Raw genomic sequence first — 14368 nt, 5'->3', positions numbered from 1 at the left:
GAGCATTCGAGGCCACGAAGGGATCCTATCAAGGATGAAGCCGAATCCGTCAATACCGACTTTCATACAGTAGGTAGTATATTGATTCGAATAACTGCTCCTTCATCCAGAACCTTCGCCAACTGCGAATTGATCTGACCACCCATACCGTGGTTGGTTACAGCATCCAGAGCCCACATATTGCTGTGCAGATCCTTGCCTCCCAATTGTAACTCGTGAGCATGATCAATTTGCTGATTATCCAGCTCACGAATCAGAGCATCCAGTTCTCGTTGACTTCTCGCCGTGTTGAATATTTCACGTTCGCGTGCACGACGCCAGGAATCGGTGCGCTTTGTACGATCATCGCCATCCCCGGACCTTTTGACCAGCTTGCCCTGAGCGCCGAGCCCCTGCATATACCGAGATTTAACGTCGAAATCAGAAACGTTCCAACCTTGATGCATCCTAAGATTGATAGTCCATGAACCATCTGCGTTCTTGAAGGGCGCTGGTATATCAGCAAAGCCTCTCGTGTAATCGGGATACAATCTCTGCCTATCCACCTGCATCCTGAGGACGGTCCCATCATCGAGGGTCCGTTCGACGAATCTCACCCATGTGGGCGCCGGAGGCTCTGAAAGCGCACCCCGATCGAACGTTCGACCATCCATCTCCCACCCCTTTCGAGGGAGATTCCTCGTTTTAGGGCGTGCCCCCGGCACCTTGGCCATCGGCCCGTCGCCGAGAGACACAGACCGCGAAATAACGACGTCGCCGGCATTTGTGGATCCCACAAGCCCACTGCGTGATTCCGCTACCATCAACCTTGCATGGATCTCCAGCGTTTTTTCGATCAGGCCGTATCCCAGGTTCTGGATCTGGCGAGGAACGGAAACTACTCGCTCAAATCCATTCAGCACGGCTTTCGGCACCCAGAGAGGAACTCGTGTGTGTAATGGCCGATATCCGTAATTGGGAACCGAATCTCCCGTAGCACGCTGCGAGTGCAAGGCAGGCCAGGCGCTAGGCAGATCGCGCACTGCTGGGATGCTGGGATCTGCACCAGGGAGCCGAGCACCGGCTCTGACAGCAGCGCCAATTGCGCCCTGCGCGCCCTGTATTATCGGCCGAAGCACGAGTCCGCTCCCGGCTCCAATCCCAGAGCCCGCGACCAAGGCGCCGAGCAGAGTGCCCAAGCCGTCGCCTATGTTTCCCTTTTTGAAATCGTCATAGCCGAGGCTGTTCGCCAAGTCGCGAACGATCTGATTCGCTTCTCCGCTGTTCAGACCGGGAACGTTGCCACTATTGGCCAGCGTGTATCCAGCGGGCCCGTACTGTAGGGTCAACGCCGCTATGGCGGCGGTCTTTGCGACATTCTTACCGACTGCCGACCATGCAGCCGCGAAGCCCGGAGCATCCGGACCACCCATCGCCACCAATGGAAGCATTCCTTGGTAAGTGCCCAGGAAAGCCGTACCGAATTTATTCGCGAAACCAGTGTTCTCCTGACCGAAAGGACCAACACCAGAGCCGATCTCAGGCATACCTGGAATCTCTCCGAATTGCGTTTTGGTTTTCCACTCGATGTGCCGTATCGGATGATTCGGATCATTACCGCTGATGGTGATCGGGTTCTTACCGTCAGGGGGAATGATTATTTCGAGCAGCAACGACGCGTAAGGGGGGCGTTTTCCGTATTCTGGAGTGGGCTTGAAATGCCGGGTCCCGTCCGGGTCTGTGGTGATGGTTCCCAGGACGACGCTGCCGTCCTTTACATATTCGCCACCCGCGGGATTGGGCTCAACACGGTACTCATCGAGCACGACACGATTTTCATCGAAGCCATATTCCATTTCGCGCCAGTTGTAGCCTGGAGCGTTGCGCCACATCAGCTGCGGATTGCCGTCGGGCCCTTCCCTATAATGTGCTTCGGACCGCCCTTGACCGTCGCTGATAATGATCTCGGTCCAGGGATGGTCGGTATTGGCGTCCTTCGAAACACGAGTGACGATTTGGTTGTTGACCGGATCGCGCAGCTGTGTGAATGGCTGGCCCCATTGATCGACACCGAACGTGGTTTTAGTGGAGTCGAGGCCGCCTTCGATGTATCCGGAACCATCGGCATTCAGATACTTCGTTGAGCCGTCGTACCGGAGCCGCCAACCGGACTTATCCGGCCTTGTTTCACCGACCAGCCATGGCGTGCTGAATTCCGGCGATCCGGGGCGCGTCGCAGTTGTGCTGGTGCCACCGCCCGGAAGCGTTGTGGTCTCGTAATACGTGATGCCGTCGGGCTGCTTTTCGATCAGCGTTGTCGATGGCGACCCATCCGCATTCTGTCCCTGCTTCAGCCAATTTCCCTGGCCGTCACCGATAATGCGCTCGGTAGCGCCGTTGACGGGGTCGCCGCCTGGTGGAACCTTGTAGGTCTCCTGGGTGCCGTCGGGCGCCACGTAGGTGACCGAGTGCGAGCCGTCGGCATGGGCAACCCACACGGTCGCACCGCCGGCGCCGTCGGACACCGCCCGGACCTGGTCGAGGGGGTTTCCGTCCTTGTCGAAGGTCGTGGTGTCGACGGTCTGGCCGCCGGTGCCTTCCACGACCACGCTCGACTGGTTAGGGCCTGATACCCACGGCTGCCCTTCCACTCGGGGAACAATGGGCGGAGCTTGCACAACCGGTTGCGGTACTTGATCCGGCCCGCCGGGAATCGGGCCGTCCGCGACCAGTTTTGCGTTCTGGACCGGAGCCGGATTCGGATTCTGTGGCGCGGGTTGGGAATTCGGCAGCTGCGGTTGTGGATTCGAGGGAGCGGGCAGCGTCGTGCTGGGTGCGGCGGAGCCGCCCTGGGTCACCGGTAGCTGCTCGTTGTCCTGTCGCATCGGTACGTGGGGAACAGGGCCCGTCGGGCCGCCGACCGCATCTGGGCCCATCGGCAGACCGATCGACTGCGCGACGGCGGGCGGGTTTTGGGTCAGGGCCTCGACATTGCGGATTCGGGCGTATTGGCGTGCCGCCGCTACACCGTCCTTGACCGACAGGTTGATGGTTCTGCCGGCGACTAAGCCGTCGGCTGCCGGGTTTTGTTGGGCGAGACCGCTGGCGGTCATCAGATTCCACGCCGCCGAACGCGGGCCTACCCAGGAAGGCGGACCGGTCGTCTCGCCGAAGGGATTCGACATCGAAGTTGATCCGCCTTCCGAATCTGGGCATGAAAAATCCCCACTCCGCGAATGGAATGGGGATCCGGATGAGCCGGGCCGTGGAAGTTCGCGCCGCAGCGGCGACTCAGCCCTGAAACTGGCTGTCGCGCAGGGCTAGCGCTTCGCTGCCCGCTTGATCGCGACGCCCTTGTTGACGCGCTGCACCCGCTGGAAAGTGGGCTGTTCGGCCATGTTGTTGAAGTTGTAGACGTTTCCGACACGGCGGGCGCTACCGGTCTGGGAGGGCGTTCGGGGTGCCCCGGGCGTCCATGCCGAGACGGAACGTGAGCTCGCGGGCATGAATCCTCCTACTTCTCCAGGTGTTCCAGGCGGGTCAGGATGTCGGCGACCGCGTCCACGAGGGTGCGGTTGCCGAGCTGGGGCCAGCCGTTGAAACCGCCGGTGTCGCGCTGGGCCTCGCCGCAGAGCTGTTCGCGGATGTCTTTCACGTCGGCACCGATCGGGCCGCAGAACGCGGTGATGAACTCTTGAATCTGGCTGACTTCGGCTGCGCTCATCGGCGCTTCCTCTCCGTCGATGAAGGCCTGGACATCGCGGCGGAACGAATCCATCTCGATGCCGGCGGGGTCGATTTTTCCTTCGCGGCTGTACTCGCGGTGGGCCACGCAGTCGTCGGCCGTGCGGCCGATGCGGGACAGGATCGCCGCGCAGCCGCGTTTGTAGGCGTCGAGTTGCGCCGGGGTCCAGTCGGATCCGTCGCCTCGGGAGACCGCCTCGATGCCGATGACGTGGTAGTTGGCGTTATCGGTCGGCCAGCCGGGCCAGGAACCGCGGCCCGCGTGCCAGCAGACGCCGGCCGCGATCACGCGGTAGGTACCGTCGCTTTCCAGAACCAGCTGGGCCAGTGGGCCTTCCAGGTCCGGGCGGCCGTACTGGACGATGCGCCAGTCTTGGGCGCCGCCGCCCGCGGTGTGGTGGCACAGCACGCCGCGCAGGTCACGGAAATCTCCGTGACCGCGCTCGCGCCAGCCGTCGTGTTCGATCACCCGTAGTCCGGCTTCGCGGAGCACATCCGCGAGCCAGGTCGGGTCTCCGGTCCAGGACATGGGTTACCGCCCTAGGTGATTCGCACGTAAGTGCCGGCGCCTGCCGAGATCGTGCTCTCCCAGCTCGTGAACTGCGCGGTGCACATGGCCTGCACCGTCACCACGTCGCCGTCGGCGAGAGTGACCCCGGTGGCCGTAGCGGTGAGCGTGCCCGAGTTCGCAGTCACTACCTGCGGTCCGTTCACGAGGAAGACGTTGTTGACCATGATCCGCGCCTGCTGCGTCGGAGTGTTCGTGCCGCCGGAGAACGGCAGGTTGACGGTGATCGTGGCATTGCCGTTGCCGCCCTGCACGCGCACACCGTTGCCTAACAGATTCGAACCCGGGTACCCCGTGGTATCCGCCGTCCACGAAGCGACATCGGTCCAGGTCGCGCTCATCTTCAACGTACCGTTCTTGGTCATGCCGGACGGCATGAATCCCTCTCCGCCGGTGACGACGATGAATGCCATCAGGAAGTCACCCCCTTCAGGCTCACCTGCAGCCCCTTACCCGCCGGGCTGTCGGCGGTGGTGATGAACACGGTGAGCCGATCGCCCACGGCGAAGGCCCACGGCGTACCGGTGGTGACGACGGTGTCGGTCGCGTGCCCGGCCGCCGCGATGGTGGCGGCGGTACCGGGAACCGTGGTGCCGTTCTTGCGGAGTTCGGCGACCAGGTTGCCGGTGCCCGCGGTCTCGCCGCGGTAGGTGATCGACGAGATGCTGATCGCCCGCTCGATGCGCAGGCCCTCGGGCATGACGTTGCCCGCGCCCACGGCACGGGTTCCGGTGTGGGACTTGAACGCGATGTCGTAGATCTGCCCCGCTGCGGTCGGCACACGCGCATCGGTCAGCCGGGTGTCGGTGCTGGCGACCGCCGCGATGGCCGTACGTGCGGCTGCGGCATCCGCGGCGGTCACGACGGACCGGCCGGTGGCGGTCGCGTCGGAGATCTGACTCGCCGGATGTGCGTGCGGCAGTGGGGTTCTGGCGTCGTTCAGGCGTGCGTCGTCGCCGGCGACCGCGGTCGTGGCGGTCGCGCCGATGGTCGGCGCGAAGGTGGTCGGCTTACCCGTGATGCCGGCCCACGCGGTGGTGCCGGCCGGGCCGCGAATTACGATGCCCTGACCGTTCGGAGTCCACCCGCCCGCGGCGGCGTGGAACACGTACAGCAGACCGTCGGCGGTGACCACGTACTGCGCGCCCTCGGCCGGGGCCGCGGGCAGCTGGTTGTACGCGGCGACCTGGCCGTCGATCTGCACCCCGGCGCCGCGCTCACCGCGGACCACCGCGTTGCCCGCGCTGGCGGGTACCGGCGCGGCCAGCGTCAGATCGACCAGACCCGAGGAGCCCTCGTCCGGATTCTCCGGGTTCGACCCGGCCACGTACTCGCCGACCTCGAAATTGAAAGCGTCCATGGGGATCTGACGGCCGTCGTAATTCAGATCGAACGAGACCCGCCACGTCCACTCCGTGGGATTGGTCGCCGCACCCGGCGCGACCAGGCGAACACCGCGCTTGCCCCGCCAGGTGAGGTAGCCGAATTCGTCCAGCTGGCACACGTAGTGCTCGGGCAGCTGCACGTAGGTGGCCGGTGCCGGCTGCGCACCCGCGACCAGCACCTTCGGGGCGTCCGCGGTGAAGGTGATGCTGCCCGCCAGCGGCAGGAACTCCGGCAGGTCGCCGAGATCGGGGCCGTCGGCGACATTGGCGAGGAAGCGTCCGATGACCTTGCCGTATTTCAGCGGAGGAAGATCAGCCATGAGATTGGTCCTTTCGAGAGTGCGGGCACGCCGAAGTCGACGTGCCCGCGAAGCAGCGGAACGGCCCGGGGACGAACCGTGAGGTGAGCGCCGTCAGAGCGCAGGACGGCGAATTCGGCTTCCGCGCAGCGTGATCGGCGCAGGAGCGGAAGGAAAGATCAGACGGGGTCCGCGTAGACGATGAGCTGAGCCCCGGTGTTGTCCACCGCGAACGAGCGATCGCCCTTGACCCGCTTCGCGATCACGTACAACGTGACGGTCTGGTTCGGCTGAATGACACCGACCCCGTTCGTCGGGGTCGGCGGAAATTCGAACCGCGGGCCGATCAGGACCCAGTCCCAGTTCTGGATGTCGTAGCCGAGCCCGCCGCCGACGAGAGTGCCGCTCGTGCCACCGACTCGCACTTCGACATCGGCGCGCGTACCGAACCCGCCGCCCTCCGGCCGGACCCGTACCGACCCTTGCACGCGCGGTCGCCACGCGGTCGGCTGCCCGGGAATCGTGATGGCCGCGAGGACTTTGGGCTCATTGAGGTTGGTACCGCCGGAGAACTGATTCTTCGCGACCGCCCACGGACCGCCCGGTCGCGGACTCGGGGTGGGGACGAACTTGCCGAGCGCTGTGTTCCACGCCAGCAGGTAGTCCTGTCCGAGCGGATGTTCTGCATCGATGAGAACATCGTCGGCGTCTTGGATACGCCCCGCAGCGCCCGGATCCCCGGCGTCGCCGCGCTCGCCCTGGGGGAAGGTGATCGCGAGGTGCTGGCCGGGTGCGGAGCCCGTGATCTGCGCTGCCGCGGTCGAACCGGGCGCACCGGTGACCGCTGACCCGGTCAGGATGTTGGCCGGGCCCGGCTTGCCCTGCTGCCCGAAAGCATTGGCGAAGGCGATGAACTCCAGCCCGGTCCAGTAGTAGATCGCGTTCTCCGAGACGACCCGCCACGCGGAACGCGCGTCGGCCGTCGTGAGGTTCAGCGCTTGCAGGGCAGCTGGATTCGCGACATCGCCGCGCCACTGCCATGGCCGGGCCGGATCACCTTCGGGGCCGATGCCACCGGCGGGCCCTTCGCGGAGCTCGATCAGCGCCTCGCGATCGACCAGTTCGAGCGGATTCACCGTGTACGGCAGTCCGATCGAATCGGAGACGCCGTGCATGGTGATCATGATGTTGTCGTCGTAGACGATGTGCTGTTCGTTGGTCATAGTGCTCTCCGGCTCACGAAGCCGTCACAGGTCGTGCCCAGCACAAGATCTGGGCACTGTCCTGCTTGTAGGAGTAGGTGGAGCCGCCCAGGTTCCGGGCAAGCACCACGTAGAGCGTGATGGCCCGGCCCGCCTGGATCAGGCCCACCGGACTGTCCGGGGTCATGGACTGGGTACCGAAGTGCGGCTGGAAGTAGCAGTAGCTATCGGCGCCGAAGGGGAAGCCGGCGCCGAGCGCGACGATCTGACCGTTGGCCGCGTCGATGCGCACTTCGGCGTCGATCCTGGTGTTGAAATTGCCGATGGCTTCCGAGGTGTAGACCAGCACGCCGCCGGTGATCACCGGACGCCAATCCACGTCCTGCGCCGGAATCTTCAGCTGCGCGACCGTCATCGGGGTGGCGTTCGTGGTGGAAACGGACGGGGCGAATCCCGCGCCGCCGTCCCATGCCTGGGTGGCCGTGATCGACCAGGGCCCGCGCAGACCGGGGTGCGGACGCGGCTTCCATTTCTGCCCGGTGCCGTCCCAGGAGGGAACCATGCGCGCGGTGTGCGTGCCGTTGGCGTAGTCCGGCGCCTGCCGGATCGGCCCGGGACCGCCCGGAACGCCCTTCTCACCCTTGACGCCCTGCGGCACGGTCAGGTTCAGCACGAGGTTCGGCTTCGTCCCGGTGATTGTGACCTGCAGGTCCGAGTCAACGGGCCCGGTGTCGACCGTGCCGATGCTGAGCACACACGGCTGGCCGTCCGGTCCGGGCGCTCCGAACGCATCGGCGAAGGAGTCGAAACTCGTTCCGTTCCAATACATCAACGTATTGGTGGCCAGGACCCGCCAGGTCTTCCCGGCCTGCGCGGTGCCCAGCTTGGTCGCCAGCGCGGTCAGCGCGGCCTGGTCCGCGATATCGCCTTCCCAGCGGAAGGCGGCGCCCGGTTCACCCTGCGGGCCAGCGGGTCCGGGCGTTCCGGTCATGAGTTCGAGAGAACCGTCGCGGGGCGTCCCGTTGAACGACTGTACGACGCCCGGGGAACCGATCCCCTCATCGATGCCGCGAACCAGCGTCGAATCGAAATATTCACTTACGGTGGACATGTCACCTCCTTCAGAGGGGCTGAGCGTGAACGACCAGCGACGCACCGCTGCGCGACCACCAGATCTTTCCGCTGCCGTTGGGGAGCCGGGTCAGCTGCACGACGAACTTCGCGGGCTGGCCGGCCGGGACGGTCGCGAACGTGGAAGTGGGCGAGAGCGTCTTGACCGTCTGGTCTTCGCGATAGGTCGGGAGCAGCGGCAGATACAGGTATCCACCCGCACTGGGGCGCGTGGCGGCCACGACTTCACCGGTGGAGTAATTGAGCCGGACCGTCACCTCGGTCGCGTTGGCACCGCCGTAGTAGACGTGACCCTGCACCAGCGGACGCCATGCGAAGGTCTGTGCCGGCACGGTGAATGTTCCGACCGTCAACTCCGGCACATCCTGCTCCGTCTCGACGGCGAACTCCGTGCCGAACCAGGACCAGGGACCGGTGCCCAGCGGCGGCGGTGTCGGCCGGAACTTCTGCGAAGCGCGGTGATAGGCGAAGACGGATCCGGGCGCGGGGCTCGTGGAATTGTCATAGTCCGGCGAGCCGACAATCGCGCCCGACACCCCCGCGGGGCCTTTCGGTCCCGGCAAACCCGCCGGTGCCGTTACCTTCAACTGCTGGTCGGCGCCTTTGCCGACGAACTCCACTGCGGGGACCGTGAGATTCGGTTTGTGGACCGCCGGTGCGACGTCGATCGTATTGGCCGCGGCGACCGGCCCCTGCGGGCCGACGGCGTGCGGCGAATGCTGCCAGTGGGTCCCGTCCCAGACGTCCATGCCGTCGTCGTCGGTCCGATGCCACCACTTGCCGCGATCGTCCGAACCCAGACCGGTAGGCCGGGCCGCGGCGTTTGCGATCGATCCCATCTTCCGGAATGTGGTGCGCGCGCGGCCTTTCGGGCCGCGCTCGCCGACGGGGCCCGTAGGCAGTTCGAGCGCGGCCACCGCCTCGGAGACCGTGAATGTCGCGTTCAGAATCGGCAGCCCATCCACGTCCGGCTGTCGATCCACGGTGAGATGGGCGGGAAAACTGATGTCCGCCATGGTGTTTCCTCTCAGCGGGATTAGAAGATGAGCAGGTCGAGATCGGCGCCGACATCGGTGGACAGATCCTTGATGGCGGAGGCGAAGCGGCCCAGGCGCTGCCACGCCTTGACGACCGAGTCCTCTTCGTCGGATCCGTCGCCGACGGTGATCTGCCAGACGGCCGGGGTTTCGCGGTTGTCGGAGAAGGACAGTTCGGTGACGTAGTCGGTGAATACGAGCCGGTCCATGGCGAATCCGATCTGATCGCCGAGCCCGAAGTCGCGGCCGAGCAGATAGGGGGCGTTGTCCTCGATGGTCACCTTGTGGCTGGTGTATCCGCGAGTCAGGTGCAGGCCCTGGCGGGCAGCGACCAGGCCGTCGAGGTTGAAGGCCTTGTCGCTGCCGGTGATGTAGAGCTCGCGGAAGGCATACGGCCCGGCGCGGCGGACACGCTCGGAGTCCCGGTAGACCATCCAGGCCAGGAAGACGTCGTTGAGCTGGCCCCGGTAGAGGAAGTCCAGGCCGATCAGGGACAACAGCCCCTTGATGACGACTTCGATGCCGGCGTTCACCCAGCCGGGGGAACGCCCGCCGATGATGATGTCCGTGGCCGTCGGCTTGTGCAGTGCCACCTCGGAAGCGCCGATGCCCGAGTATTCGCCTTCGAAGTACCAGACCCAGGGGAAGTTCTTGGTGGTGCCGAATTTGCCCGGCTGGCCGTAGACGGCCTCGTACTCGGTGGTCGAATCGAACTTCGGATAGCGCTTCGGCGTGGTGCCGTCGTCGGCGAATTCCTCTATCCACGACTTGATTCCGTCCAGCAGGGTACCGGTGTCACCGGTCACGCCGGACTTGTCGACGGTTTCCAGGACCACGGTGGGCTTGTCGAGGAAGAACCACTGCGGCGCGGGCTGCTCGTCCTCGCCCGGCAGGAAGAAGCGGGCGGTGAGCATGACGCCCGAATCCTCGAGCATCGGCTGGAACAGCTTGTCCGCCATGTCGAATCGTGCGGAGGCCGCGCTCCAGCGACTGGTGTCGTGCAGCGGGTCGACCGGAACGACCGCGATCGGGAACAGCGAGTCGCCGACCCCTTCCCACATCGGCTTGCCGTCGGCGTTCGTCGGCGCCCAGCCCGGGGCCTGCAACCGCATCAGGTTCATCGTCAGATACGTGGTGACCAGCGTGCGGACCGGGCCGAACAGGATGTGGTGGCGCGGGAACTGCGCCAGGACCGGCGCGAACGGCGAGGCCCAGCAGCAGATCGTCGCGATGTGGTTCCAGGCGTGGATGGCCTCGATGTCGACCGTTTCGACGCCGTTGTCGTCCCGGACGATGGAGGCCTTCGTGATGTAGCCGTCCCACCGGAAACCCTTGGTGTTCACCGTGATCGGGATGGTGGCGTCTTCGCCGTCCTCGTTGTTGAACAGGTGGTCGAAGTGCACCATGTCCCGGGGGCAGATCATCTTCAGGCCGCCCGCGGAATTGCGCGGGTAGGTGAATTCCAGGGAGAGGTAGCTGTGCTCCTCCCCCACCTCCTGCATGAATTTGTTCCAATAGCGCACCAGCACATCGGGATTGCGCGCTTGCTCCTGGTCCTGCCGGAACGCCTCGTCCATCCGCCGCACTTCGGCGTGCGGATCCCAGGTGCCCGCGCCCATCAGAACGGCCTCGAGGATCGGGGCGTCACGGTCGCGACGATGCTGGAGGCGGTGGTGCCGCCCTCCACCTTCACGGTGATGTCGGTGGTGCTCCACGGCTGCATGGGCTGCAACCAGCGGCGGCCGGCGAGCTGGCCCCAGACGTTGCGGCCCTTCGAGTTGCCGCCGGTGTACACGAACGCGGTCCGATGACGCGGATGCGTGTCGATGCGCAGCGTCTCGCCCGCCTGCAGGGTCGGGGTCTGCACCATCCGCAGCAGGTCGCCTTCGAACGGATCCAGAATCGACCAGCGCCCGGGGCCGCTCATCGTGTACCGCGGCCATACCGGCTGGTCGGCGGCGTTGCGCAGCCGGACGATGCCCTCGTCCAGGCCGGAGGTGTTGGTCCACACCTGGTTCTCGTCGAAATGCCGCTCGAGCGGATCCATCGCCGTGGCCGACATCTTGTAGCCGGCCGTGGCATTGCGCGCCGGATCGATGTCGCCGACCGGTTCCGGTGCGGAATCCAACTGCGCCTGCTGGAATCGCCAGCCCTGGTGGCGGGTGTAGTACCCGACGGTCACCGGCTTATCGGTGGACCAGCCCCGGAACCACGCGTCGTGCACGGCGTGGAAGTCCCGAATCGGGTCCGCGCCCGCGCCTTTCGCGTCTCCAGAGATGACGACCAGGAAGTCCCATTCCTTCTTCGCGCGTACCGAGCGGACGAAGGTCGCGCCGTCCTGGCGCGCGCCTTCCGAGATCAGCAGCTGCACGGGGGCGAACATGTATCCGGCCTGCTGCGACAGGCGCACGCCTTCGCGCCCGGCATTGGTGCCGGACAGATGCCACACCCGGCCGTTCACGTCCCACAGCACGACCTTCGTGCCGTGGCTTTCCAATAGTTGGTGGGTCATCGCCCCATGCCTCCTCCGCGTTGCTGCGCCACTGCCCGGCGCCGGCGCACCCGCTCCACCGCGATAGACGCGCTTTTGGGGTCTGTTCCGTTGAAGTTGTAGATATCGCCGCGGACGGTGTGGCCGCCCGGGCCGTCGGCCAGATCGGTGAGCCCGAAACCGGTTCCGACCAGCTCTTTGACCGCGTTTCCGGCCCATTCGATACGGCGGGTGAGCTGGCCGCCGAGCATGCCGCCGGCCATCGAGCCCAGGAACTGGCCGATGACGGGGCCGAGTGGGGCGGCCGGGCCGAGGAAGGGCGCGATGGCGGTGCCGATCGCGCCGCCGACCAGGCTGCCCGCGGTGGAAGCCGCGCCGGAGATTGCTCCGGTCAGGCCGCCGAGCAGGCCGTGTTGCTGCAGGCCGGAGACAGCGGAAGTCAGTGCGTTGTAGCCGATCTGCTGATCGTGGGTCATTTGGGTGGCGGTGCTCGAGCCACCGGTGCCGGTCGGCTTCCACGGGACACCCGTCAGGTTGCTGATCCACTGGCCGAGCGTGTTCGTCCAGTTCTTGTCGGGATCGGCCGCGCTGTATGCCTCCCCGAGGGGCGTGAGCAGCGATTGCGCGAGATTGCCCAGGGCTTCCGGTGCTTGATCGCCCAAAATGGGTTTCAGCAGGTTGCCGACATTGGTTCCCCAGTCGTTGGCAGCCAGCTTGACCAGATCGGTGAAGTTTCCTTCGCTGGGGTTGTACCGGTGCCTTTCGTCTTTGAGCTCCTGGGCGGCCGAATTGCCGCCGAGAATCGAACTCAGGCTCTTGGTGCCGTTCACCCAGCGAGTTGTGTCGGGCTGGTCCTCGATAAGTGCCGACAGCTGCATATCGAGGGGCAGACCGGTCCGGTCGACGTTCGGGATGGGGGTCAAGTACGCCCAACCGCCGTTGGTACTACCATCCGCGCTCGGCGGTATGTACTGCCAGCGAGCCGTGCTCGAATCCTCGGTTCCACCACCTGTCGTAGCGGACGGCCCGGCGCTGGTCACAACGGAATTGGGGTCGCCGCTGTCGCCGGAAGTGGGTTCCGGGGCAGAGCCCGTATCCACGGGTGTGCCGTCGGTGACCGACGGAATGCCGTCGCCGCCAGTGGTTCCGGCGCCGAGTCCGCCACTCGATCCGAGGCTGGTGCCAGGCTGTCCGCCGAGCTCCGCGCGCAGGGTCATAGAGGTGTTCAGCTCACCGCCGAACCTCGAGCCGATCAGCTGGCCCAGCTGTTCGCCGATCTTCGGAGCCATCTCACCGGCGGGACCGAGCATCCGGCTGACGACCTCGCCGAGGGCCGCACCCACGCGACCACCGGCCACTGTCGCGGCGCTGGTGACGCCGGAACCGAGAGCTGCTCCGAGAGAGCCCAATTCGGTGGCATCGACACCGGTCGCGCCACCCGCTCCACCGGTAAAACCGGCGAGAGTACCGAGCATCCCGGAAGGCGTGGCCTGCATCGATGCCGTCAATGGCATCGGCGAATCGGTCGAGGACTGCGGGCTCTGCACCGACGGCGCGGAACCCGTGCCCGGCTGTGCGGCCAGCGGCCCACCGGGCGCGAACAGCGGCGACAGTGCCGAACCCACTGCGGATCCGGCCCACGCACCCGCGTCGATCGCGGCGTTGCCGAGGCTGCCCAGGGCGTCCGCGACTACGCCCTGGCCGAGCATGTCGCGCCACTGACCGGGATTCGCCGTGGCCGATGGATCGGCGGAGCCGACCCCGTTCAGCATTCCGGTCAGGAACTGGGCCGACGGCACCCAGCCGGAGTTCAGCAATTCCAGCAGCGGCAGCACGTTGTCCGCCGCCGCGGCATTGACCACGAACTCACCGGGTGACGCGGCCACCAGGACTTTGTCCTCGGTGGAGCCGCCCGGCCCGGTGATCATGCCGCCGGGCAGCAGGGCCTGCTCTTCGCGATGGATGGGGCCGCCGTAGGCCCGGCGAATGGGGATCGGCGCATCGCTCGCCGAATTCCCCTGCCCCAGAATCTCTTCGACGATGGTCTCGCCCGAGCCGGGCTTTCCGCTCCGCTTCCCGGGATTGAGCAGCGTGGTCTTGGAACTGATTTTGAGAATCCGGGTTTCGGTCTCGGTGTTCGCAGGTTCCGTTACGCCGCGCAAGAGGTTGAGGGCTTCGGAGGCCATCCGATTCGTGAAGAAGCTCGGCACATGTCCGAGCACCTCCTCGAAGGCTCGGGTCAGTGTGCCGAAGGGGCCGGTGCGGCCGACGATGGCGTTCGGCGCGATCCCGCCGTCCTCGGAGACGAGAATCGGATCCTCGTCGGGCAGGGTGATGAGCGAGGTCCCCGGGGTGGGTCCGCCCTCCCATACCGCGCCGCTGGGAAGTGCGATCTTCTTCCCCGACGGCGGCCGGCCGCTGGTTGTCATCGCAAGAATGTCCGGCAGGTTCATTGCCGATGGGCGTTGCTTGTCCACAATTCACATCCACTTTCTGGGCTGACTGTTCGCGTGCCCGGCCACCGGCGATGGA

General features: G+C 65.6%; 11 protein-coding genes. All 11 read right to left on the bottom strand.

The window, feature by feature from the left end:
- Positions 1-62: 62 nt before the first annotated feature.
- The 11 genes from ABZ319_RS12415 to ABZ319_RS12365 all read right to left on the bottom strand — a co-directional run bounded on the left by ABZ319_RS12415 (position 63) and on the right by ABZ319_RS12365 (position 14265).
- On the bottom strand, positions 63-3164 hold the full coding sequence (locus tag ABZ319_RS12415) for a hypothetical protein (protein ID WP_354986463.1): 3102 nt from the start codon (positions 3162-3164) through the stop codon (positions 63-65).
- Between the two features lie 135 nt (positions 3165-3299).
- Positions 3300-3485 carry a hypothetical protein gene (locus tag ABZ319_RS12410; RefSeq protein WP_354986462.1) on the bottom strand — a complete coding sequence of 62 codons (186 nt, stop codon included), beginning with the start codon at positions 3483-3485 and terminating at the stop codon, positions 3300-3302.
- Positions 3486-3493: 8 nt separating this feature from the next.
- Entirely contained in the window at positions 3494-4192 is a 699-nt protein-coding gene (locus ABZ319_RS12405; protein WP_354986461.1) for an N-acetylmuramoyl-L-alanine amidase, read from the bottom strand.
- 71 nt (positions 4193-4263) lie between these two features.
- Positions 4264-4704, bottom strand: a complete 441-nt coding sequence (locus tag ABZ319_RS12400; protein WP_354986460.1) for a hypothetical protein — start codon at positions 4702-4704, stop codon at positions 4264-4266.
- On the bottom strand, positions 4704-5996 hold the full coding sequence (locus ABZ319_RS12395; RefSeq protein ID WP_354986459.1) for a hypothetical protein: 1293 nt from the start codon (positions 5994-5996) through the stop codon (positions 4704-4706). Before ABZ319_RS12395 ends, ABZ319_RS12400 begins: the two co-directional genes overlap by 1 nt.
- Before the next feature lie 158 nt (positions 5997-6154).
- Positions 6155-7198, bottom strand: coding sequence for a hypothetical protein (locus ABZ319_RS12390; protein ID WP_354986458.1), 1044 nt, complete (start codon positions 7196-7198; stop codon positions 6155-6157).
- Between the two features lie 13 nt (positions 7199-7211).
- The gene (locus ABZ319_RS12385) at positions 7212-8288 is read right to left on the bottom strand and encodes a hypothetical protein (RefSeq protein WP_354986457.1); all 1077 of its coding nucleotides are present in this window, start codon (positions 8286-8288) and stop codon (positions 7212-7214) included.
- A 10-nt stretch (positions 8289-8298) separates the two neighbouring features.
- Entirely contained in the window at positions 8299-9324 is a 1026-nt protein-coding gene (locus ABZ319_RS12380; RefSeq protein ID WP_354986456.1) for a hypothetical protein, read from the bottom strand.
- Between the two features lie 20 nt (positions 9325-9344).
- Positions 9345-10964 (bottom strand): phage tail protein, encoded by a 1620-nt coding sequence (locus tag ABZ319_RS12375; RefSeq protein WP_354986455.1) that lies wholly within the window; start codon positions 10962-10964, stop codon positions 9345-9347.
- Complete coding sequence (locus ABZ319_RS12370) at positions 10964-11857, bottom strand: phage tail protein (RefSeq protein ID WP_354986454.1); 894 nt, start codon at positions 11855-11857, stop codon at positions 10964-10966. The genes ABZ319_RS12375 and ABZ319_RS12370 overlap by 1 nt, the downstream gene beginning before the upstream one ends.
- The gene (locus tag ABZ319_RS12365) at positions 11854-14265 is read right to left on the bottom strand and encodes a hypothetical protein (protein ID WP_354986453.1); all 2412 of its coding nucleotides are present in this window, start codon (positions 14263-14265) and stop codon (positions 11854-11856) included. The genes ABZ319_RS12370 and ABZ319_RS12365 overlap by 4 nt, the downstream gene beginning before the upstream one ends.
- Positions 14266-14368: the final 103 nt, after the last annotated feature.

Origin of the sequence: Nocardia sp. NPDC005978, assembly GCF_040614455.1 — a bacterium.
Lineage (GTDB): Bacteria > Actinomycetota > Actinomycetes > Mycobacteriales > Mycobacteriaceae > Nocardia.
This window is presented reverse-complemented; position numbering and strand designations above follow the sequence as displayed.